Below are 23,608 nucleotides of genomic sequence, written 5' to 3' on the forward strand. Positions count from 1 at the left end.
TCCTATGCTCGCGGATGCGTATTCATATATGTTTTCCTTAAATGCTCTTTTGTTATATGTGTATACACTTGCGTTGAAGATAAGTGACTGTGTCCAAGTAGCTCCTGAACGGTTCTCATGTCAGCGCCCCCCGCCAAAAGGTGGGTGGCAAAAGAGTGGCGAATCATATGTGGATAGATTTTAGAGTGAAGTGATGCGCGTTCCATCATCATGCTTAAGATATGGCGCACACCTCGATCAGTCAGTGGGTCTCCCCGCAAATTGACGAACAGCATGTCGTGCTCTTTCTGTTTCATCAAATTCAGTCTACTTTTCTCACGATAAGCATCCAGTGCAGATTGCGCAAAACTACCGAATGGTACATATCGTTCCTTACGTCCTTTTCCCATTACCAAAACAATGCCAAGGTGATCATCGATATCATGCGTTTTGACAGCAGTCAGCTCGCTGACCCGCATGCCGGTTGCGTAGAGTAATTCAAGGAGTGCATAATCACGCAAAGACTTTCTATCTTCCCCCTTACAGGATGAAAATAAGGACTCCATTTCCTCTTCATAAAAAAAAGCCGGAAGTCTTTCTTCCTTCTTCGGGTGATGGAGAGAACGAAATGCGCTATCACTAATGTCATACCTGTCATTTGAAAATTTAAAAAAGGAACGGATAGAAGATATTTTTCTAGAAATCGATGCTCTCGATAAACCCAAGTCATACAGTTCAGTAGCATAAAGTCTTGCTTCAGGGTAAGTCACATCGTTCAAATCTGTAATTCCTTCGACTTCCAGGAACGACAGAAATGCATCAACATCTTTTTCATACTCTGATACTGTGTGATATGAATAGTTCTTTTCTAAGCGTACGTACGAAATGTATTCATCACGGATGATAGAAGGTTGTACTGTCATACACTTCATCCTCCCTGAATAAAAAGCCTTTAAGTTATTAAAGTATTTCGAGTCATTTGAATAATAACACATTATTTACGAAACGTCATAGTAAAGCGAGTTGACTAATAGCCGAAAGAAAGCGACTAATCCAGAAATTCAAAAGTCATCCACGATTCACTATACAATACATGTTGATCCTACGGCAACTATCAATAGCCAAGAAGTCTGACCTCTTTCAATTTGTTCATGTTCCTGACACAATTTGTTCATATACAGAGCAAAAGCACTGTAATCTAGACGTCAATTCTCTTATTCGCAACTTATCCATCGTACTAGATTTTATAATTTCCAATATAAATTGAAATGAATAATTCCTTGTAAGGCACCTTCGCTTAGTTTATATAGGTATTCATGGCCAACGTAATTTAGACAATTAAAAGGAGAAGGCTTGGAATACATCCCTAGCCTTCTCCTTTTAATATCAAATTATTCAAGATAGTGATACTAACTGAAACTCACTAATCGCTTTAAGTGCACGTTCTGCATGCTTCTCAGCACGTTCCAATTTGGTCCTAACGCGTTTACCAAGTTCCGGGAAAAGACCAAAATTGATATTCATGGGCTGGAAGTTCTGCGGATTGGCTTCAGTGACATATCGCGCCATGCTCCCGAGTGCTGTTTCGTGCGGGAAAAGGATTAATTCTTTACCAAGTGCCAGATTGGCGGCGTTAATGCCGGCTATTAAGCCCGAACCTGCCGATTCAACATACCCTTCTACACCAGTCATCTGTCCTGCGAAAAATACATTGGAGTTTGCCTTTAACTGATAAGTCGCATCAAGCACACGTGGTGAGTTAATAAATGTGTTACGATGCATGACACCATAGCGGACGATTTCAACGTTTTCAAGACCCGGGATAAGCCTGATTACTTCCTTTTGCGCGCCCCATTTCATATGCGTTTGAAACCCTACGATGTTGAATAGAGTACCAGCAGCATCATCTTGACGAAGCTGAATGACTGCTTTTGCAAGTTTTCCTGTTACCGGATGTTCGAGTCCAACTGGTTTAAGTGCGCCGAATAACAAAGTCTGTGCTCCGCGCTGGGCAACCACTTCCACCGGCATACATCCTTCGAAGTAGATTTCTTTTTCGAACTCTTTAAGGGGTACAATTTCTGCCGCCACAAGCGCATTATAGAATCGTTCAAATTCTTCCTCATTCATTGGGCAGTTTAAATAGGCTGCTTCGCCTTTATCATAACGAGATTTTAAATAGACTTTGTCCATATCGATGGAGTCTTTTTCTATAATTGGTGCTGCAGCATCATAGAAATATAAATATTCCTCGCCTGTCAGTTTACGAATTTGTTCAGCAAGTGCCGGTGATGTCAGCGGACCCGTCGCAATAATCGTAATGCCTTCCGGTAGTTCCGTCACTTCTTCATTTATAATTTCGATAAGCGGATGGTTTCGAATCGTGTCGGTAACATGGCCAGCGAACTCGTGGCGGTCGACTGCCAATGCCCCTCCAGCAGGAACCGCACAAGCGTCAGCTGCTCGAATAATGAGAGAGTCGAGCATCCTCATTTCTTCTTTGATAATTCCAACTGCATTCGTCAAATTGTTCGCGCGCAACGAGTTACTGCACACGAGCTCAGCAAATTTGTCTGTATGGTGCGCAGGCGTCTGTTTTACCGGTCGCATTTCATATAAACGTACGTTCACTCCACGGCTAGCAATTTGCCATGCAGCCTCACTCCCAGCGAGGCCTGCACCTATCACATTTACGATGGGTGTCATCCCGTCACCTTCTCTCTAATGTTCTTGTTGTCTAGGCTTCAGCGCCTAGCCCCTCGAGTCGCTTCAGTCTTGCTGATAAAGGCAAAGTACGCCTTTATCACAAGCCTTCCAGCGCTTTTCGGGGCTAAACAGGCGCTTCCGCTTTTCTCATTGTCCAGACTCCAGCGCCTAGGGGCTAGGGTCATAAGCCAGCCCAGCTATGCGGCAAAGTACGCCGCGTCGCCGGTCCGTCTTATGCCTGTCGCCCCTGACCAGGCGCTTCCGCTTTTCTCTGTTGTCCAGACTCCGGGCGCCAGATGCTCGGGTCATAAGTCGTTTCGGCTGCGCGGCAAAGTACGCCACTTCGCCAAACCGCCTTATGCCTGCCGCATCTAGGCGGCGCCCTCCGCTTTTCTTTTTTACTGCGTATCTTCTTTATAATCACATTCTGTACATTGAATCTGTACACCTTTTTTCAGTTTCTTTTCAACTAGCGTGCTTTCGCATTTCGGACATGGTCTTGTAATCGGCTTATCCCATGAAACGTATTCACATTCCGGATATCTGTCACAGCCATAAAATATACGTTTTGTCTTACTTTTCCGTTCGACGACTTGTCCTTCTTTACATGTTGGACAAGTCACACCGATTGGTTTGATAATAGCTTTCGTATTGCGGCAATCCGGAAAATCGGAACAAGCCATAAACTTGCCGTATCGACCCAATTTATAGACCATAGGAGAACCGCATTTCTCACAGTCTTCGCCAGCTGGTTCATCTTTGATTTCTATTTTTTCCATCTCTGCATCTGCGATTTGCACATGCTTCTCAAAATCGCCATAGAAGTTATCAATAACCTTCTTCCATTTAATCAGACCATGCTCCACATTATCAAGTTCTTTTTCCATTTGAGCTGTAAACTCAAGGTCGATAATATTAGGGAAGTATTGATCTACGGCCTGGTGAACAATACCGCCAAGTTCTGTCGGAAGGAATCTTTTCGCATCGAGGACGACATAGCCTCGTTTTTGGATTGTGTCGAGCGTCGGTGCGTATGTTGATGGACGACCTATTCCCTGCTCCTCAAGCGTCTTGACCAATCTCGCTTCCGAAAACCTCGGTGGTGGCTGGGTAAAGTGCTGTTTGGGATCGATTTCACTAAACTTCACTTGTTCGCCTTCTTCAAGCGGCGGGAGGATACGGTCTTTCTCCTCTTCTTTATCATCATCACCTTCAACATACACTTTCATGAACCCTTGGAATTTAACTTGCGAACCATTCGCCCTGAAGCGAACATCACCATTCACAAGATCGACCGCAACCGTATCGAGTACCGCTGGCGCCATTTGACTGGCGACGAGTCGTTCCCATATGAGTTTATAAAGCCGTAGTTGATCCCGTGACAATACTGTTTTCATAGCTGCAGGTGGTCGCATAACAGATGTCGGGCGTACTGCCTCGTGTGCGTCCTGCGTTTTTGCGGTACTGCTTTTAGCTGCTGGCTTTGATGTCGCTACAAATTCTTGCCCATACATTGTTTCGATGAATGATCTTGCTTCCTCTTTTGCGCTATCGGCAATTCGAGTCGAATCAGTTCTCATGTACGTAATTAGACCAACTTGACCTTCTTTACCAAGGTTGATCCCTTCATAAAGCTGTTGGGCAAGCATCATTGTTTTTTTCGCTCGGAAGTTTAGCTTTCGTGCCGCTTCCTGTTGCAAAGATGAAGTCGTGAACGGCAATGCTGGATTTCGTTTGCGCTCTTTTTTAACCACATTCGCAATATCGAATGTATCTCCGCTTAACCGGCTTAAGATTTCATCGACCTGTTGTTTGTCTGTAAGTTTTACTTTTTTCTTCGAATCGCCGAAGAAATCCGCTTCGAATGTTGTATCGTCTTTTTCGAATTGACCAGAGATGCTCCAGTATTCTTCAGGAACGAATGCATTGATTTCATTTTCTCTGTCGATAATCATGCGAAGTGCGACGGATTGAACCCGGCCAGCGGATAACCCTTTTTTCACTTTTTTCCAAAGTATAGGGCTGATGTTGTAGCCTACAAGTCGATCTAAAATGCGGCGAGCTTGTTGAGCATCGACACGATCCATATCGATTGGACGTGGATTCTTAAATGATTCTTTAATTGCTTCTTTTGTTATTTCATTGAAAACAACTCGACAATCTGATTCGATATCTACGCCAAGCTGGTTTGCCAAATGCCATGCAATCGCTTCCCCTTCTCTGTCGGGGTCAGCTGCGAGAAAGATTTTTTTAGCTTTTTTAGCTTCTTTTTTCAAGTCTTGAAGAATCGGGCCTTTGCCGCGAATCGTAATGTATTTCGGTTCGAAATCATTTTCGGTATCTACGCCCATCTGACTTCGTGGAAGATCACGTAAATGCCCGAGTGATGCACGCACTTTATATTTTTTTCCGAGATAGCGTTCAATCGTTTTTGCCTTTGCGGGCGATTCCACAATTACTAGGTAGTCTGCCATTAAGTGTATGCCTCCTTAAAGAGGTTTTGTATTTATTCATCAAAAGAGGTAGTTCAAAAAGTCCGGACTTGCACAGGACATGCTGACTTCTGTGTTGCCGCAGGACGCGGAGTCTTTAACAGAAGTTCATTAATAGCTGTCGAAGGGCCGCTCGAAGCGGGTCACGCGGCTGTTGCCACAGGACGTGGCGATCTTAGGCTGCGTTCTTGTCAGCTTGCTCTTCCGCTCCTCACATATAAACAACATACGCTGCGGTGCTCGAAGGCTACGCTTCTTATTACTCCTCGGCTTTTTTTGTCCTTCCTTTTGAACTTTAACCCAAAAGAATATCTGTTGCAAAATGTATACCAGTTTTAAGATTAAAGCAACCTTTTCAATGAAAAAGAGTTTTATTCAACCATTGAAAACGAGTGATTCGACGATTTGGAACCCGTTCCATACCGGTCTTGCACCTTCATCTATCAACCTATTTGGACCAGCTGATAACAATGATGTGACTGGCCCGGGAACTGCATAGATTTCTTTCCCGTGATCAAGTGCATGTTCGACCGTACTCATCGTTCCACTTTTATCTGCCGATTCGGTGACAACGACCGCATCCGACAACCCGCTTATGATACGATTGCGCATCGGAAAAGTCCAACGTTCCGGGTTTACATATGGTGGGTATTCTGTAATTAGAAGATGATTTAGTGCTATTCTTTCGGCGAGTGCACGATTCTCTTTCGGGTAAAGATGGAAAAATCCATGCCCAAGTACTGCAATTGTTTTACCACCGTATTTAAGTGCCGCTATATGCGCCATCGTGTCGGCTCCCGTTGCTAATCCCGATACGATAATAGCTCCATTTTCTACAAGTGGAGGTACAATAAGCGACATCACTTCTTGTGAATAAACAGTTGCTTTCCGGGCTCCAATAATAGCCACTTTAAATTGTTTCTCGAGTAATGTGTGGTCCCCTTTTGCATAGAGAACTGCCGGAGGATCAATAAGTACGTGTAACTGGTCAGGATATAAGGGATTGGTGAACGGGATTGGGGTGATTGCATTCCGCTCATATAACGCTTCGTAGGGGGTGTCTGCGTTACGGTCTAGACTGTCTTTCAATTGACTCGCTTTTGACACAGAGATGTTTAGGATATGAGCAAGTTCAACCGCCTTGTAAACATATAACTTTTCGAGATTGGGGTCTATCTCGTAAAGTCTGTTTAATCTGTTCAAAGGCACTGGAAATACATAGTGGAGCGCTAGTAATCGCCTTTCGGCATCTGTCAGTACCATCGAATCCCTCCTCTTAAAGTAAAAAAAAGATGCAGCGCATAAACTAGCACGCTGCATCTTTCATATTAATGTGTTTTACACTTTTCGTATAGACCTTTTTCTTTAATTACTTTAATTAATGTTTCGCCGATAACAGATGGCGTGTCCGCAACTTCAACGCCTGCAGCGTTAAGTGCTTTGATTTTCTCAGCAGCTGTTCCTTTACCGCCGGAAATGATGGCACCAGCATGGCCCATACGTTTTCCTTCAGGAGCTGTTTGACCACCGATAAAGCCAACAACAGGTTTCGTCATGTTCGCTTGAATCCACGCAGCTGCTTCTTCTTCACCAGTTCCACCGATTTCACCGATCATAACTACTGCATATGTCTCAGGATCTTCGTTGAATTCTTTTAGTACATCGATGAAGTTTGTTCCATTAACTGGGTCTCCGCCGATACCAACAGAAGTTGACTGTCCGATTCCAGCGTTCGTCAATTGAAGAACTGCTTCATACGTCAGTGTACCTGAACGTGAAACAACGCCTACATGGCCTTTTGTATTAATGTAGCCAGGCATGATGCCGATTTTACATTCGTCTGCCGTGATAACACCCGGACAGTTTGGACCGACAAGACGTGTTTTCTTGCCTTCCATGTAACGCTTAACTTTGACCATATCAAGTACTGGGATATGTTCTGTAATACAGATTGTCATGTCAAGTTCTGCTTCTACTGCTTCAAGGATTGCATCTGCAGCAAATGGAGCTGGAACATAAATAACTGATACGTTTGCGCCTGTTGCTTTTACAGCTTCTTCAACTGTGTTGAAAACAGGAACACCCGCCGCTTCAGTTCCACCTTTACCAGGTGTAACTCCGCCAACAATTTTCGTTCCGTACTCTAGCATTTGTTCTGTATGGAAAAGTGCTGTAGCACCCGTTATTCCTTGTACGATAACTTTTGTATCTTTGTTAATAAAAATACTCATCGTTTGTCCCTGCCTTTCTTAACCTACTAGTTCTACAATCTTTTTAGCACCGTCTGCCATTGTATCAGCAGCGATGATGTTCAAACCTGATTCATTCAAAAGTGCTTTACCTAAGTCGACGTTTGTACCTTCCAAACGAACAACAAGTGGTACTTGTAGACCTACTTCTTTAGATGCAGCAATAACACCTTCAGCAATAACGTCACACTTCATAATACCACCGAAAATGTTGACGAAAATCCCTTTGACATTTGAGTCAGAAAGGATGATTTTGAACGCTTCTGTAACTTTTTCAGCCGTTGCACTACCACCAACGTCAAGGAAGTTAGCAGGTGAACCACCGAAGTAGTTAATCGTATCCATTGTAGCCATTGCAAGACCTGCACCGTTAACCATACAACCAACGTTTCCGTCAAGAGAAATATAGCTTAGGTCAAATTTTGAAGCTTCGATTTCTTTTGGATCTTCTTCATCATAGTCGCGAAGTGCTTGGATATCTTTATGACGGTATAGTGCACTGTCGTCAAAGTTGAATTTCGCATCAAGAGCAAGTACATCGTCACCAGCTGTTACAACTAGTGGGTTAATTTCAACAATAGATGCGTCTTTTTCTACGAACACTTGGTAAAGTCCAAGCATGAATTTCGCTGCTTTGTTTACAAGGTGCGTAGGGATGTTCATGTTATATGCCATGCGGCGTGCTTGGAATCCAGTCAAACCAACAACTGGGTCGATGACTTCTTTGAAAATCTTTTCAGGTGTTGCTTCCGCAACTTCCTCGATGTCCATTCCGCCTTCTTCAGAACCCATAAGTGTTACACGGTCTGTTGCACTGTCAAGGACAAGTCCAAGATAGTATTCTTTTTTGATATCAGAACCTTCTTCGATAAGAAGACGTTTGATCTCTTTACCTTCTGGGCCTGTTTGGTGAGTCACAAGTGTCTTACCAATCAATTCTTTAGCATAAGCACGAACTTCATCAAGATTTTTCGCAATCTTAACGCCGCCCGCTTTCCCACGTCCACCCGCGTGGATTTGTGCTTTAACTACGATAATGTCTGTACCTAGTTCCTTTGCAGCTTTTACTGCTTCCTCAGGAGAGAAAGCAACAAGACCGTTAGAAACTGCTACACCATATTCTCTTAGTAGCTGTTTGCCTTGATATTCATGGATATTCATCTTACATCCTCCATTCGTACTTCTAAGCTATTTAATTTACTGCCTTATCCATTGTAGTAAACATGTCAAACAATGTCCACAATTGAATTCCAAATGTAGAAATTTGTCGAATCTATTTCAAACTTTCATTTTTCGTTTTGCTCCATGTTCGCGGTCAATCTGATAAATGTAGGCAAATACTTCGGATACCGCTTTGTACAATTCTTCTGGAATTGATTCGTTAACGTTTAGTTGCCCTAAAATTTCAACGAGGCTTGGATCTTCCTGAATGGGAATATTATTCGCCTTTGCTTTTTCCAATATATTTTCGGCGATTTTCCCTTTCCCTTTCGCGACTACTTTTGGAGCACCTGCCGAAAACGGTTCATACGAAAGGGCGACCGCCTCTTTTCGAGTATGACGTTCTTCTGTCATATGCGGAAGTCAACTCCTTGCCCATCAATTTTCATTGTTTTCTTCTGTTTCTGCGTGTTTTTTTCTTCCTCGATAAAATTCTTAAAAAATACCCCTGACAATTTATAGCCCGTCGACTCAAGTCCCACTTTCAATCTCTCCTGAAGAGGCCCTCCTCCAATCGACTTAAGCGTCTCATCTGCATTAAAGACGGTCACCATTACGACCCTATTCTGGACTTGCATATCGATAATCGTCTTGTTAATAGTGTCGAGTTCGAGATAAAAAAGAATTCGTGCATAGTCAGCATCAATTTTTCCATCTTTTTGCATTTGTCCATTCCACTGCAATGTCGCATCGATACGCTTGCCAAAAAACTCAAGTGGAACTTGCATAATCAGTTGATGTTGCACACCGTTTTCCCCCGACTGGAGTAACTGCCCATTCATCCTCGTGACGACTGTTTCTGCAGCATCACGGAGAGCCGCCGAGACAGATGGATCATGCATCAGAGCCAGTAGCTGCGGTTTCAACATTTCCGCAAGACGTCCAAAATCAGGTTCTTTTCCGAGTAACCCCGCCTCATAATTGAGCCCGAATGAACGTATGACCGTTTGTAGCGCATCTTTCAACGCTTTTCCATCAATCATCGAAGCAACAGCGACTTCTGCTGCCTGCACCGTTTTCTGGATAGCTGGGTTATCAGATCGTTCCGCCGTTTGCAGTAGTACCGCTAACTTCTCAGTCCCTTGCTGACCGAGTAGAGTGAGTAATTGTTCTTTATGCCCCTCCGCTAAGGTACTAGTTTGGAAAGGGGTTGCAGCTGCATTTTCTGCCGTTATCCGCGTATATGCCTGACTGAATTCCTGGACAAACTTCGTTGGCGATTGTGCAATTGGCTGTGCATTTACGGCACGATCAATCATTGCCGTGAGCACTGTTTTCTGCTGTGCATTTGTCCCCGGATCGGATGAAATTAACGTTTTCAAGTTTTCTAACGGGACTTTCTGTTGAGCTGGTGGAGCTTCTCCAATCTGCTTGAGCATTGTCAGCACCTGCTGCACAATCGGTGTTGACGCTAAAGGCGCTTGAGGCTGAATGGCAGCCTGTCTATTCATAGTTGTGATTGGAACGTCCTGCGGTCCTACCAGGACTGATTGCGATGCAGTTAAAGCATTACTTGGTCGTGCAACGCCTTCTCCTGAAATCAATGAAGCGAGCACTTGCGGCAAGTTTGCAAGAGATGTCCGTTCCGGTAAAACACCTGCACTTTTCAACATTTGCAGGGTAGCAAAACGGTCTTCTCCAGGCGCGGAACGATCCAATAACGTGAGGATGGATTGACCTAGTAGCGCTCCTCCTGTCACCTGGGCAAACGGCTTGGCCATCTTCTCTAGCGCAGATAAAATAGCATCTTTGACCTGCGACGTAACCGTGTTATCTAGGGCCAACGCATTTCGCAACGAAGTCAAAACACTATGCAAACCTTCTTTTGTTTCGACTCCTAAAAGTGACCGAAAGATATTCTCAGTAAGCGGCAATTTCAGCTCAATCATCTTCTGAAGTGACATGAGTGCTTCATTGCGCGCGGCTGGCGGTACGCCTTTTAATAACGTTTCCGCCTCCAGCAAACTATCCCGCGTCATCGGAATTTTATTCTTCATGACGAACGCCAACAATGCTTGCATTTCTGGCGTCTTTGGCAATTGCATTGCATCCATTAATCCGCCGAGTTGCCGCGCCTGCCCTTCTGTAGCTTGAAGGGGTCCTGAAATGATCTTCAGTTGCAATTCTGGCTTAACTGCATTTACTTGAAAGTAGTAGGAGTCACCCGCTCTCATCGGAATTTCCAATTTAGCGAATACCTTTTGTCCACCAATTTGGACTTCAGCCATTTGGCCGGGATAAAGCTGCTTAATCTGCCCATGGACCATTTGACCTTCATTCAAGACAAGCGGCCTATTTGGGACTGCGCCCGCCGCTTGACTTGCCGATACTGCCGCAGCAGGAAAATTCATCGGTTCTTCCTCCCTCCGTCCAACATTGATTTAACAGGTTCGAAAGTTGTACGGTGATGTTCACACGGTCCATGTTTTTGAAGCGCTAGAACATGTTCCCCAGTCCCATATCCCGCGTTTTTCTTGAAATTATACATAGGAAAGTCGTTATGTAAATTATCCATAATGGCATCTCTCGTTGTTTTTGCAATAATCGATGCAGCCGCCACAGCTAAACTCAACGCATCACCTTTAATGACTGATTCTGTAGGACAGTTTACAGCGAGTTTCATGGCATCCACGATTACGAAATCAGGATTGACAGTAAGTCCCTCTACCGCCTGTTCCATCGAATCCCTTGTTGCGGCGTAAATATTCATATCATCAATCATATGGGCTGATTGGATATGCGCTGAATAAGCGATAGCGACGCTTTTTATCTGTTCCGCAAGCCGTTCTCGTTCTGCCTTTGATATAGCCTTTGAATCATCCAGTCCAATAAGTTCCGGCGTTTCGCGTGGCAGAATAACCGCTGCGGTGACCACAGGACCCGCTAACGGTCCTCTCCCCGCCTCATCCACCCCAGCGATCAACGCACCTTCAAACGGCGCATACGACCTATCAAACGCTTCTTTCAGCATATGATTATGTTCTATGGCTTTCCGCTTTTCATACTGGCGCTTCCAGCGACTAAGTGCATTTTGCACGCCTGTTCTTGAATCCTGCTCCAGCACTTCCATCCAAGACTCCGGTTCTTTAACATGTGTCAGCCGTTCCGTAATTTCCTTTATCGTTTTCAATCTGATCACTCTCCAGTAACAGTCGACTTATCGATCCATCTTTTTATTAGTATATCGGCTATCTTTGTCACTTTTCGACTCCCATAAAAGAAAAGGCCGATTGCCGCGGAATTAATTCCGTGCCGGCATCGGCCTAGTCATTTTGTGATTGTTGTGATGTGAAGTCAAATGTCAGTTTACCAAGGTATTCATTACGAATATCACGGACAACCAACTCTGCCACTTTGTCATAATCGACTTCTCCACCGACAGCATACACTTTACGAAGTGAACCAATCTTTTCAAAAATCGGAAGGATTTCGTCGCCGACGGTTGTTAATCCATATCTGTCTGTCAGCCGAGCTGGATAATTCGCCTCGAGGAAACGAAGGCCATACACTGCCAAGTCTTCCATATTTACAATTTTATCCTTAATAGCGCCTGTCAGTGCAAGCTTAAAGCCAACTTCTTTATCCTCGAATTTAGGCCACAGAATACCTGGCGTATCTAAAAGTTCAAGCTCTTTTTCATATTTAATCCACTGTTGAGCTTTTGTAACGCCGGGCGTATTACCTGTTTTCGCAATATTTTTCTTGGCAAGTCTGTTAATAAGTGTCGATTTCCCAACGTTTGGAATCCCCACTATCATCGCACGCATGGCGCCCGGACGAATGCCTCTTGAACGCATTCTTTCCAACTTCGGCTCCAAAATCTCTTTCGCAGCTTTTATAACAGTCTGAAGCCCTCTACCTTCAAATGAATTGATGGCAACTGCACGCATTCCTTGCGCTTCAAAATAACGGATCCAGCGCGCTGTTTCCGTTTCATCCGCAAGGTCCATCTTGTTCAGTATAAGAAGTCTTGGTTTTTGATGAATGACTTCGTCAATCATCGGATTTCTAGAAGATAGCGGAAGCCTAGCATCGATTAATTCAAAAACGATGTCAACAAGCTTCAGTTTTTCGGTTACTTCTCGGCGAGCTTTCGCCATATGTCCGGGAAACCATTGAATTGTCATGTTGTTAGTTCCTCCCGTCAGTTAATAATTCCAAAATCTTTAATCGGCCAGAAAACGACTTTTGTACTACCAATGATTTCATCGATGGCAACAGCTCCAATATGCCTGGAGTCTTTACTCTTTCTTCTGTTATCCCCCATGACAAACACATGATCTGCCGGGACTGTCGTGCTTTGGATTTTCTCTTCAAGTGTGAAATCTTCAGTCAGCGGACTATCTGCCACTTCCGATTTGTATTGATCGAGATAAGGCTCTTCGAACGGTTTTCCATTGACGTATAAAACGTCATCCCGGTATTCTACTTCGTCGCCAGGAAGTCCAATTACCCTTTTTATGTAATCTTTCTCTTCAGGTGCATGAAACACAACGACATCAAACCGTTTTGGTTCTCCAATTGTATAACCAATTTTATTAACAATCATTCGATCGCCATTCTCAAGTGTTGGCATCATCGAAACACCATCGACAACGATCGGTGTAAAGAGGAAAACTCGGATGATTGCTGCAAGGCCGAATGCGATTAAAAGCGCCTTGACCCATTCCCATGTTTCGTTTTTCTTCTTCTTTTCATCATTCATTGGCAAGGCCTCCTGCTTACTACTGTTCTTATTGTACAGTCTATTTATTTTTGAGGCAAAAAGAAAGGAGGCCGTTTGTGGGCCTCCTGCATTTTTTATCGAAGTTCTTTGATACGTGCAGCTTTTCCGCGCAGACTGCGAAGGTAGTACAATTTCGCACGACGTACTTTACCACGACGAATTACTTCAAGTAGTGTGATTTTTGGTGTGTGTACAGGGAATGTACGCTCAACACCTACACCGTTGGAGATTTTACGAACCGTGAATGATTCACTGATTCCGCCTCCACGACGTGATATAACAATTCCTTCAAATAGCTGAATACGCTCGCGCGTTCCCTCTACGATTTTCACGTGCAAACGAACTGTATCTCCTGCACGGAAAGCTGGATGATCAGAACGAAGCTGATCTTTTGTGATTGCTGCAATAATTTGTTGCATAGTTAATCTCTCCCTATCCTCAGGTGCTCTTACACTTCTTGCCTTTGCAGCGGAACATCTGTCAGTATGTACTTACATAGAAGCACATAGTAGATAGTACCACAAATCACAAGTCGTTGCAAGGTCATCTACTTATTTGTTTTCTCGCTTTAATTGATGAAGGAACTTGCGTTGATGCTCAGTAAGCGGTGCATCTTTCAGCAAATCTTTTCTGCGTTCGAACGTCCGGAGCAATGACTGCTGTTCACGCCATTTATCGATTTCTGCATGATTGCCGGATAACAATACATCCGGTACTTCCATCCCATTAAAATTAGATGGGCGTGTGTATTGCGGATGTTCAAGCAATCCTGTCGAAAATGAATCGAGCACAGGTGAATCAGCATTGCCAAGGACATTCGGCAACAACCGGACAACACTGTCAATCACAGCCATTGCAGCGATCTCTCCACCCGTTAGGACGAAGTCACCAATGGATAACTCGTCCGTGACCAGATACTGGCGTATCCGCTCGTCATAGCCCTCATAATGGCCGCATATGAACACGACATGCTCTTCAGAAGAAAGCTCTTCCGCTTTCTTCTGTGTAAATGTTTCTCCCTGAGGACACATCAAAATGACACGCGGTGGTTTTTCAAGCCCTTCAGATATAGCTTCGACTGCTGCAAAGAGCGGTTCAGGTTTAAGGACCATACCCGCGCCTCCGCCATAAGGATAATCGTCAACTTTACGATGCTTGCTTGTAGAATAATCACGAAAATCGGTGACACCAAATGTGACTGCACCGTTCGCCTGCGCCTTTTTCATGATCGAGGAATGAAGAACACCTTCGAACATTTCCGGAAACAGTGAAAGGACATCGATTTTCATCATGAAAGAAGTCCTTCCATCGGATCAATGATGATTTTCTTACCAGCTATATCGACTTCTTTAACGATGTCTTCGATATAAGGAATGTAGTGAGGCTTACCTTTTTCAGGCGTTACCGTCCACACATCATTCGCACCGGTTTCAAGAATTTCAGTCACTTCACCTAGTTCGATACCTTCAGTCGTGAACACTGTACAACCAACGATTTCGTGGTAGTAGAATTCGTTTTCGTCCAAATCGCCAAGTTGGTTTTCCGGTATCATGAAAATACCGTTGCGATACTTTTCAACATCGTTAAGATTTGGATGATTTTCAAATGTTAACAAGTCAAAGGTCTTGTGCTGACGATGACTTGCTACAGTTAAGTAAATAGGTGTCTTGCTGTCCGGCATGAACAAGGCAAGCTTGTTTCCGACCGTATAGCGTTCTTCCGGGAAATGAGTACGCGAGATAACGCGGACTTCTCCACGGATACCGTGCGTATTAACAATTGTACCAACGTTAAACCATTGCATAAAAATCACACCTTCCTTTATTTTAAATAATAATAACTTATATATGCCGAAATAAAGAATTCCATTGAATCCGCTACGGCGCTCGGGGATGCCTCCCGCCATAAGCCAAGCAGCTTCGCTACCAGGCTAATGGCTACGGCTACCCCATTGAGGCGCCTACGCTCAGTTAATATAGGCATTCATGTGTTCAACTTAAATAGACAAAAAAGGAAGGAACATAGGCTCCCTCCTTTTCTGTATCAATCTATAATATCGATATAAACCTTCTTGCCGTGGTGACTGCCTGCTGCTGAATAAACAATGGTGCGTATCGCTTTCGCAACACGTCCCTGCTTTCCGATAACTTTTCCCATATCTTCGGGATTTACGGATAATTTATAGATGACACGATTATCATGTTCATCCATTGCAATCCGAACATCCTCTGGATAATCGACTAACGGTTTAACGATTGTCTCAATCAGCTGCTTCATGTACACCCCTCCTGATTACTTACCGAGTTTAGCGTTATGGTATTTTTCCATGATGCCTTTGTCGGAAAACAGGTTACGGACAGTATCAGATGGTTTCGCACCCTCTTGAAGCCATTTAAGAGCTAGCTCTTCATTGATTTTTACTTCAGCTGGTTTTGTAAGCGGGTTGTAAGTACCAACCGTTTCGATTTGACGACCATCACGTGGTGAACGTGAATCTGCTACTACAATACGATAGAAAGGAGTTTTCTTTGCTCCCATACGTTTAAGACGAATTTTTACTGACATTTTTACTTGCACCTCCGAATAGTTTCACACAAGATAGTATATTATCAAGCTTTCTGTTGTTTGTAAAGTGTTTTTTCTTAACACCTTGAATTTCTTTCGAAAATCCGGGATTTTATTTAAAAAACGAATCCAATCCAGGCATTTTCATCTTCTTTTTACCTTTTTGTTGCATGCCGGTCATTTGTTTAACCATTTTTTTCATGTCTTCGAATTGCTTTAATAGCCGATTGACATCTTGAATGGTTGTTCCTGACCCTTTTGCAATTCGCTTGCGACGATTTGCATTGATGATCTCAGGTGTATTGCGCTCCGCCGTAGTCATCGATTGGATTACCGCTTCAACGCGTCCCATTTGGCCTTCGTCAACTTTAGCATTTTCGAGACCTTTGATTTTATTGGCACCGGGCATCATTTTCAAAATTTCGTCGAGTGGCCCCATTTTCTTGACTTGCTGAAGCTGATCAAGGAAGTCATCGAGCGTAAATGATTGCGTCCGGAACTTCTCTTCAAGTTCCTTCGACTTCTCTTCATCGACATTCTCCTGTGCTTTTTCAATAAGAGACATGACATCGCCCATACCAAGAATTCGGGATGCCATACGTTCCGGATGAAACGGTTCCAGTGCATCCATCTTCTCGCCCATCCCGACAAACTTAATCGGTTTGTCTGTAACAGCTCGGATAGAAAGCGCCGCTCCGCCTCGAGTATCCCCGTCAAGTTTAGTCAGGATAACGCCTGTTATTCCGACAGTATCATCGAAACTTTTAGCGACATTTACAGCATCCTGCCCAGTCATTGCATCAACGACAAGGAATACTTCGTCCGGTGTACTAAGGTCCCGAATATCCTTCAGTTCCTGCATCAGTACTTCGTCAACATGTAGCCTTCCAGCTGTATCAATGATAACGACATCATGATGTTCTTTCTCCGCCTCTGCAAGCGCCTGGCGTACAATTTCAACAGGTGAAATGTCAGTTCCCAGTGCGAACACAGGCATTGTCAATTGCTTACCGAGTGTTTCCAACTGCTGAATCGCAGCGGGTCTGTAAACGTCTGCCGCGACAAGTAGCGGCTTTTTATTGTGCCGTTTGCGAAGTACGCTTGCCAGTTTCCCCGTGGTTGTCGTTTTACCCGCACCTTGCAGACCGACCATCATAATGACAGTAGGTGATTTTCGTGCAAACTGGATTGGGTTCTGCTCGCCGCCCATCAGATTCGTTAGTTCATCTTTAACAATTTTAACAACCTGTTGACCGGGAGTTAGACTCTTCATGACGTCATGTCCGACTGCACGTTCACTTACTGTTTTGACAAACTCTTTGACAACTTTCAAGTTAACATCGGCTTCAATAAGCGCAAAACGTACTTCACGCATCATTTCCTTGACATCAGCTTCGTCAATCTTACCTTTGCCCCTAATTTTCTGTAGCGTCCCTTGCAGGCGCTGGGCTAATCCTTCAAATGCCATGCACAGAGCCTCCTACTCATGATTTCTTAACGCACTTAACAATTCTTTGATTGTTTCCGATTTTTTATCTGTATCGGTTATGAGCTGCTCAAGATAATCTACAATTTCTGCTCGCTTCTGGAATTCTGAAAATAAATTCAACTTCATTTCATAATCTTCGAGCATCGCTTCCGTCCGGCGAACATTGTCATAGACAGCCTGACGCGATACGCCGTATTCACCAGCAATCTCACCGAGTGAAAGATCTTCTAAATAGTAAAGTTGCATATAAAGTCTTTGTTTATCAGTCAAAAGTGACTGATAAAAATCAAAGAGGAAGTTAATGCGTGTCGTTTTTGCAAGCGTCATACGCTTTGCCTCCCCGCTATGTTCTTCCTAAGTCATCATAGTATGACAACCTCGTACTGTCAAGCCATTTTACTTGTCTGTGTCGAAAAGCGCAAACGCCTAGACATTATCTTCTTGTTCAAGTCCATCCGCAAATAGGCCGTAGACATACTTTTCTGGATCAAACGGTTGGAGATCATCCACACCTTCACCGAGTCCAACGAATTTAACTGGGATATTTAACTTTTTCCTAATAGCAAGTACGATGCCGCCTTTTGCTGTGCCATCAAGCTTCGTCAAGACGATACCTGTAACATTCGTCGCTTCTTTGAATGTCTCCGCTTGGATCAATGCGTTTTGCCCCGTTGTTGCATCGAGCGCTAAGAGTACTTCATGCGGTGCGCCTTCTACTTCTTTACTGATAACCCGGTGCACTTTTTGAAGTTCATTCATCAGATTCACTTTATTTTGAAGCCTTCCCGCGGTATCACAAATAAGAACGTCCACTTTGCGGTTTTTTGCAGCACGGATTGCGTCGTACATGACTGCAGCAGGGTCAGACCCTTCCGATTGACGGATTACTTCTACTCCAGCACGTTCACCCCAGACGACAAGTTGATCGATAGCACCAGCACGGAATGTGTCGCCGGCCGCAAGCATAACCGTCTTACCTTCTGCCATAAGTCGCGCTGCCAACTTCCCAATTGTCGTCGTTTTTCCAACGCCATTAACGCCTACCATTAAGATAACAGTTAGACTGTCTTCTTGAATACGCAGTTCGTTGTCGAGTTCTTCGCCAGCTTGGTAGATTTCAACCAGTTTTTCAGAAATAACTGATTGAATGCCCGCTGTATCTTTAATATTTTTTCGCTGTACTTCAACTTTAAGTAAATCGATGAGCTCCATGACTGTTTCAAAACCGACATCGGCCTGTAACAGTAGCTCTTCCAATTCCTCAAAGAATTCTTCGTCAATTACTCTGAAACGCGCAACAAGATCATTCACTTTGGATGTGAACTGATCTCGCGTTTTTGATAAACCATCTTTAAATTTCTCTGTTACTGCTTCGTTTGTACCCGTGATTTTTTCCTTGAGTTTCTTAAAAAAAGACAATTATAGTCACTCCTTTACATGATTGCTTCTTCCGGCACCTCGGAAATTTTAACCGAAATAACCCTGGACACGCCTGATTCCTGCATCGTGATTCCATAGAGCACATCCGCACCTTCCATCGTACCCTTCCGATGTGTAATAACGATGAATTGTGTCTTCTCCGAAAACTTCTTCAGGTATTTACTGTAGCGTATGACATTCGCTTCGTCGAGCGCGGCTTCGACTTCATCAAGAATACAAAAAGGTACTGGTCGTACTTCGATGATTGAAAATAACAACGAAATCGCAGTTAACGCACGTTCTCCACCTGATAAAAGGCTTAAACTTTGCAGTTTTTTCCCTGGCGGACGTGCGACAATTTCCACACCAGTTTCAAGTAAATTGTCAGGTTGCGTAAGTATCAAATCCGCCTCACCGCCCCCAAACATTTCCTTAAACACATGTCGGAAGCGGTTCTGGACAGCATTGAATGTCGTCAAAAAACGCGTTGTCATTTCAGCGTCCATCTCACTCATCGCTTCGTGAAGTGTCGTTTTCGCTTTTAATAAATCATTACGCTGTTCATCCAAAAAGAGATGACGTTCAGATACTTCTTCAAACTCCACAATAGCTCCGGGATTAACGGGTCCCAAAACTGCCAGTTGACGTTTTAAAGATTCAACTTTTTCTCTGGTCTTCACTTCATCAAAATCGTCCGCAATAATTCCATCCGCAAACAATCCATATTCAGTTAGAAGCTGCTGCGTGACCGCTTCATATTTCACTTCGAGACGTGATAGCACGATAGAGACCGCATTCAATGCAGAGATTGTTTCTCCCGTACTAGCTCGAAGTTTTTGAAGCGTTGCACTTTTCTCTTCAAGTAAATTTGCAAGCTTTGTGCGGATTTCCCTGTCTGTCATAATCGATTTCTCGATTAATTTCTTGTCAGCAGATGCCCTTTCAATCTCCATTGCGATTTGTTCCGCGCTCAACTCTCCACCATTTTCATTACCAGTGAAATACTGCATTTCATCACGCAAGGCAGTCAATTTAACTTTGGCTTGAGCAGAAGCATCTTCCATTTCGTCGATTGTCACTTGCAGATGTGCTTTCTGTTCACGCAAAACAGCTATGCACTCTCGAAGCTCATTGTATCGACTTGTTAATGTAGCCTCTTCGTTCCTCCGATTAGTAGCTAGACGTTCAAGCGACTCCACTTTGGATTGAATTGCTTCTAGCTCACTTTTCACGCGTTTATGATTTTGATGTAATGCTGCTTTCTTTTCTAACAATTCCGATCCAGTATTCTCGACACCGCGTCTTCCCATCTCAGTCGATGCTATCTCTGATTCCACCGACTTAATGGCGATGTCAGTTTCACGAATGCCAGATTCCGCTGCTGCAATTTCAATTTGCAGACTGTCCGTTAGTTTACGTAACTGATCCACTTCGTATATCTGCTTGGCAACGCCCATTTTCGTGTCGCCTATTTTCTTAGTAGCGGACTCAATTGAATCAGCCATACGAGTTAGTTGCAGCTGTAACGTTTCGAGTTCAGCTTTTCTTGTGAAGACGGATGCCTGTCCTTTGACTCCACCACCTGTAAGTGAACCACCAGCATTCACAACATCCCCGTCAAGCGTCACGACACGGAAACGATAGCCGAGTATCCCCGCAATGGCGGATGCCCCTACGAGCGTTTTTGCGACAATCGTATTACCAAGTAAGTTTTCAGTGATAAGTGCATATGTAGCATCAGTCTGTACAAGACGATCGGCAGTTCCGATGTATTCGGGATGCAGTTCAACCGAGCGCAATGCTGCTGGTTGAATTTTCCGGGATTTCATCACATCTCTCGGCAGGAATGTTGCCCTTCCAGCGTTCTTCGCTTTTAAGTAGCCGATTGCTTTTCTCGCTTCCGGTTCAGTTGCCGTCACAATATGTTGCATCGCACCGCCAAGCGCTGTTTCCACCGCTTTTATATACTCTTTTTCAACGGAAATAAGTTCTGCGACTGCACCGTCAATTCCGGCTAGTTTTCCTGACTTTTTCGCAACAAGAATCTCTTTTACACCTGAATAGAAACCTGAGAAATCCGCTTCCATACTTTCAAGTGCACGAACTCTACCATGCATTTCATGTTGCTTGTTAAGTGCCTTTTGCATGAGTTCCTGCTGTGAAGCGAGTTCATCTTCAGTCTTACGCAACGCCTTTGACAATTCACGATAGGCCGAATCCGATTCCTTCAATTTCCGTTTCAAGACAGTCAACGAATTCGCTTTCACAGATTTTTCCTGTGTAAGTTTTTCATAGCGTTCCTGCAAAATAGATGTCTGAAGTATAATTTTTTCGGATGAAGACTGCTCCCCTTGAAGACGCTCTTCCGCGTGCTTCAAGTCGTTGCGGATCGTCGCTTCCTCGTTCAACCTGTCAATATAAGCTGATTTCAATTCATCTATTTCTTTTTCCGTCTCTTTGACAGAGCGTTTCAGTATGTGAGAAATACCATCCATCTCAACTTTTGTTTTTTCGTATTCTATTTCTGACTGTTGCTGCTTTTCACGGGCCGCACCAAGTTTTTCTGAAAGTGTTGCCAACTCAGTTTCGGTATTAGCAAGTTCAAATCGAGACCTTTCAATTAACTGGTCAGCATTGCGACGTTTTTCAAGTGATAAAAGACGTCTTCCTTCCCACTTTTCTGTCTCTGCACTTGTGACTACAAGTTTTTTTTGTAACGCATCCAATTGTTCGTCCATTTTCGCAAGTTCTTTCTTCGCAAATTCGGACGCTTCTTCAGCTTTCCTTGATTCAGCCTCAAGTAAAATCTTCTTCTCCTGAAAATTTTCGGCTTCTTGAGATCTTTTCAAAATTTCATTGCGGAGATTTCCCGCGTCAAAGGTCAGCAGAGACACATCCGCTTCACGCGTCTCTTCCGAAAGCACTTTATGTTTTTTAGCAGCTTCTGCACTATTCCGTAACGGCTCAATTCTCGATTCAAGCTCTTTTAAAATATCAAGCACACGGTCAAGATTGTCTTCCGTCTCAAATAATTTGTGCTCCGCTTTCTTTTTCCTCGTTCTGTACTTCAGAACTCCCGCCGCTTCGTCAAAAATGCTTCGTCTGTCTTCAGGGCGGCTATTTAAAATTTCATCTACGCGCCCTTGAGAAATCATTGAAAATGCTTCTTTCCCAAGTCCAGAATCCATGAACACATCATTGATATCTTTCAGCCGGCACTGTTGGCCGTTTAATAGATAAGCGCTCTCCCCTGATCGGAAAACGCGCCTGCTGACACTTACTTCCGTATAGTCGAGTGGAAAAAGACCTTTACTATTATCAAGAATAAGCGTCACCTCTGCAAAATTAAGTGATTTACGTGAATCACTCCCCGCAAAGATGACATCTTCCATTTTAGAACCACGGAGCGATTTCGCCGATTGTTCGCCAAGAACCCAACGAATAGCATCTGTAATATTACTTTTTCCACTTCCATTTGGACCAACTACAGCTGTAACACCAGGGACAAAATCAATCGCAATCCGTTCAGCGAATGATTTGAATCCCATAATTTCAAGTCTTTTCAAAAACACGATTAATTCTCTCCTTCAGCCTGCCGACTCTTTAAATCTTGAATTGCATGGCGGGCTGCTTCTTGCTCGGCCTCTTTTTTTGATTTACCGAGACCAGTTCCAAGTTGTTCATCGCCAAGTCGCACGACAGTTACGAAACTTTTCGCATGAGCAGGACCTTTCTCTTCAACGATTTCATACTGCAATTGACCATTATTCGTCTGTTGAACGATTTCCTGAAGACGGCTTTTATAATCCATCACATGCGAAAAAGCACCGACACTAATTTTAGGGAAGACGACTTTTTCAAGGAATGGGATAACCGCCTCCATCCCTTGATCTATGTACAGAGCGCCTATAAACGCCTCAAATACGTCAGCGAGTAATGCAGGGCGCATTCGTCCACCCGTCTGCTCCTCCCCTTTCCCAAGCAGGATAAAGCGACCTAACCCAAGTTCGTTAGAAAACTTCACAAGGGACGGTTCGCAAACAATCGCAGCCCTTAGTTTCGTAAGTTCCCCTTCAGTCATATTAGGCTCTGTCGAATAAAGGAATCGGGACACACCTAACTCAAGAACCGCGTCACCTAAAAATTCCAATCTCTCATTATCCGTGAAATTTTTTCTCCGATGCTCATTCACATAAGATGAATGTGTAAATGCATTATACAGTAGTGATTTGTTTTTGAAATGGACGTCCAATTCATTTTGTAAGTCATCGAATTTGTTTCGAATCGCTACGGGTAAAAGCGCAATTGTTTTTTTTCCTTTGAAGTTGTTTGTATGGGTCATCATCGATTCTGCCTTTCGGTACATAATGTTTATAATTTTACCCTTTTCAACGCCACAGTGCAAAAAAAGTTTGCTATAAACCCGAAAAGAGACGCTTTCAATCCTTTCAAGTAGAAAGGATGAAAGAGTCTCAATCAGAATAGCAATTAGTTCACTTTCGTTTCGATATGCGAAACTGCGTCACCGACAGTTGCAATCTTTTCAGCTTCATCATCGGAAATTTCCATTTCGAACTCATCTTCTAATTCCATTACTAATTCTACGACGTCCAATGAATCGGCGCCTAGATCATCACGGAAAGAAGCTTCCATTTTAACTTCACTTTCATCGACGCCAAGGCGGTCGACAATTACTTTAGTTACACGTTCAAGTACTGTTGACAAATTTGTCACCTCCTCTCAAGAAAAGTGGAAGCGCTTG

22 protein-coding genes are annotated in these 23,608 nt (G+C 43.7%); all 22 read right to left on the reverse strand.

Annotated features, from left to right (window positions below):
* Window positions 1-2: 2 nt before the first annotated feature.
* The 22 genes from xerC to MKX62_RS00625 all read right to left on the reverse strand — a co-directional run bounded on the left by xerC (window position 3) and on the right by MKX62_RS00625 (window position 23,571).
* Complete coding sequence (gene xerC, locus MKX62_RS00520; RefSeq protein WP_187045411.1) at window positions 3-902, reverse strand: tyrosine recombinase XerC; 900 nt, start codon at window positions 900-902, stop codon at window positions 3-5.
* A 472-nt stretch (window positions 903-1,374) separates the two neighbouring features.
* Window positions 1,375-2,685 carry an FADH(2)-oxidizing methylenetetrahydrofolate--tRNA-(uracil(54)-C(5))-methyltransferase TrmFO gene (trmFO, locus tag MKX62_RS00525; RefSeq protein WP_067211268.1) on the reverse strand — a complete coding sequence of 437 codons (1,311 nt, stop codon included), beginning with the start codon at window positions 2,683-2,685 and terminating at the stop codon, window positions 1,375-1,377.
* A 398-nt stretch (window positions 2,686-3,083) separates the two neighbouring features.
* A complete protein-coding gene (gene topA / locus MKX62_RS00530) occupies window positions 3,084-5,159 on the reverse strand; it encodes a type I DNA topoisomerase (protein ID WP_067211271.1) in 2,076 nt (691 codons plus the stop codon).
* Window positions 5,160-5,552: 393 nt separating this feature from the next.
* Window positions 5,553-6,440: a DNA-processing protein DprA gene (gene dprA, locus MKX62_RS00535; RefSeq protein ID WP_340740415.1), complete on the reverse strand. Its 888-nt coding sequence runs from the start codon at window positions 6,438-6,440 to the stop codon at window positions 5,553-5,555.
* 65 nt (window positions 6,441-6,505) lie between these two features.
* On the reverse strand, window positions 6,506-7,408 hold the full coding sequence (gene sucD, locus MKX62_RS00540; RefSeq protein ID WP_067211276.1) for a succinate--CoA ligase subunit alpha: 903 nt from the start codon (window positions 7,406-7,408) through the stop codon (window positions 6,506-6,508).
* Window positions 7,409-7,426: 18 nt separating this feature from the next.
* Window positions 7,427-8,587: an ADP-forming succinate--CoA ligase subunit beta gene (gene sucC, locus MKX62_RS00545; RefSeq protein WP_187045414.1), complete on the reverse strand. Its 1,161-nt coding sequence runs from the start codon at window positions 8,585-8,587 to the stop codon at window positions 7,427-7,429.
* A gap of 117 nt (window positions 8,588-8,704) precedes the next feature.
* Entirely contained in the window at window positions 8,705-9,001 is a 297-nt protein-coding gene (locus tag MKX62_RS00550) for an EscU/YscU/HrcU family type III secretion system export apparatus switch protein (RefSeq protein WP_067211281.1), read from the reverse strand.
* Window positions 8,998-10,998, reverse strand: a complete 2,001-nt coding sequence (locus tag MKX62_RS00555) for a hypothetical protein (protein WP_340740416.1) — start codon at window positions 10,996-10,998, stop codon at window positions 8,998-9,000. Before MKX62_RS00555 ends, MKX62_RS00550 begins: the two co-directional genes overlap by 4 nt.
* Complete coding sequence (locus MKX62_RS00560; RefSeq protein WP_340740417.1) at window positions 10,995-11,786, reverse strand: ribonuclease HII; 792 nt, start codon at window positions 11,784-11,786, stop codon at window positions 10,995-10,997. The genes MKX62_RS00555 and MKX62_RS00560 overlap by 4 nt, the downstream gene beginning before the upstream one ends.
* A gap of 124 nt (window positions 11,787-11,910) precedes the next feature.
* The gene (ylqF, locus tag MKX62_RS00565) at window positions 11,911-12,774 is read right to left on the reverse strand and encodes a ribosome biogenesis GTPase YlqF (protein ID WP_338655849.1); all 864 of its coding nucleotides are present in this window, start codon (window positions 12,772-12,774) and stop codon (window positions 11,911-11,913) included.
* A gap of 17 nt (window positions 12,775-12,791) precedes the next feature.
* Window positions 12,792-13,352 (reverse strand): signal peptidase I, encoded by a 561-nt coding sequence (lepB, locus tag MKX62_RS00570; protein WP_067211292.1) that lies wholly within the window; start codon window positions 13,350-13,352, stop codon window positions 12,792-12,794.
* Window positions 13,353-13,447: 95 nt separating this feature from the next.
* Entirely contained in the window at window positions 13,448-13,792 is a 345-nt protein-coding gene (gene rplS, locus MKX62_RS00575; protein ID WP_067211295.1) for a 50S ribosomal protein L19, read from the reverse strand.
* Window positions 13,793-13,924: 132 nt separating this feature from the next.
* On the reverse strand, window positions 13,925-14,662 hold the full coding sequence (gene trmD / locus MKX62_RS00580; protein WP_067214015.1) for a tRNA (guanosine(37)-N1)-methyltransferase TrmD: 738 nt from the start codon (window positions 14,660-14,662) through the stop codon (window positions 13,925-13,927).
* Window positions 14,662-15,177, reverse strand: coding sequence for a ribosome maturation factor RimM (gene rimM / locus MKX62_RS00585; RefSeq protein ID WP_067214014.1), 516 nt, complete (start codon window positions 15,175-15,177; stop codon window positions 14,662-14,664). The genes trmD and rimM overlap by 1 nt, the downstream gene beginning before the upstream one ends.
* A 239-nt stretch (window positions 15,178-15,416) precedes the next feature.
* The gene (locus tag MKX62_RS00590; protein WP_067211298.1) at window positions 15,417-15,650 is read right to left on the reverse strand and encodes a KH domain-containing protein; all 234 of its coding nucleotides are present in this window, start codon (window positions 15,648-15,650) and stop codon (window positions 15,417-15,419) included.
* Between the two features lie 15 nt (window positions 15,651-15,665).
* The gene (gene rpsP, locus MKX62_RS00595) at window positions 15,666-15,938 is read right to left on the reverse strand and encodes a 30S ribosomal protein S16 (protein ID WP_067211301.1); all 273 of its coding nucleotides are present in this window, start codon (window positions 15,936-15,938) and stop codon (window positions 15,666-15,668) included.
* A 112-nt stretch (window positions 15,939-16,050) separates the two neighbouring features.
* Window positions 16,051-17,406, reverse strand: coding sequence for a signal recognition particle protein (gene ffh / locus MKX62_RS00600; protein WP_340740418.1), 1,356 nt, complete (start codon window positions 17,404-17,406; stop codon window positions 16,051-16,053).
* A 12-nt stretch (window positions 17,407-17,418) separates the two neighbouring features.
* Window positions 17,419-17,754, reverse strand: a complete 336-nt coding sequence (locus MKX62_RS00605) for a putative DNA-binding protein (protein ID WP_067211307.1) — start codon at window positions 17,752-17,754, stop codon at window positions 17,419-17,421.
* 99 nt (window positions 17,755-17,853) lie between these two features.
* Window positions 17,854-18,846, reverse strand: a complete 993-nt coding sequence (gene ftsY / locus MKX62_RS00610; RefSeq protein WP_340740419.1) for a signal recognition particle-docking protein FtsY — start codon at window positions 18,844-18,846, stop codon at window positions 17,854-17,856.
* Window positions 18,847-18,860: 14 nt separating this feature from the next.
* Window positions 18,861-22,418: a chromosome segregation protein SMC gene (smc, locus tag MKX62_RS00615; protein WP_340740420.1), complete on the reverse strand. Its 3,558-nt coding sequence runs from the start codon at window positions 22,416-22,418 to the stop codon at window positions 18,861-18,863.
* A gap of 2 nt (window positions 22,419-22,420) precedes the next feature.
* Window positions 22,421-23,188 carry a ribonuclease III gene (gene rnc, locus MKX62_RS00620; protein WP_067214016.1) on the reverse strand — a complete coding sequence of 256 codons (768 nt, stop codon included), beginning with the start codon at window positions 23,186-23,188 and terminating at the stop codon, window positions 22,421-22,423.
* 146 nt (window positions 23,189-23,334) lie between these two features.
* The gene (locus MKX62_RS00625; protein WP_067211315.1) at window positions 23,335-23,571 is read right to left on the reverse strand and encodes an acyl carrier protein; all 237 of its coding nucleotides are present in this window, start codon (window positions 23,569-23,571) and stop codon (window positions 23,335-23,337) included.
* Window positions 23,572-23,608: the final 37 nt, after the last annotated feature.

Origin of the sequence: Sporosarcina sp. FSL K6-5500, from assembly GCF_038005665.1 — a bacterium.
GTDB classification, from domain to species: domain Bacteria; phylum Bacillota; class Bacilli; order Bacillales_A; family Planococcaceae; genus Sporosarcina; species Sporosarcina psychrophila.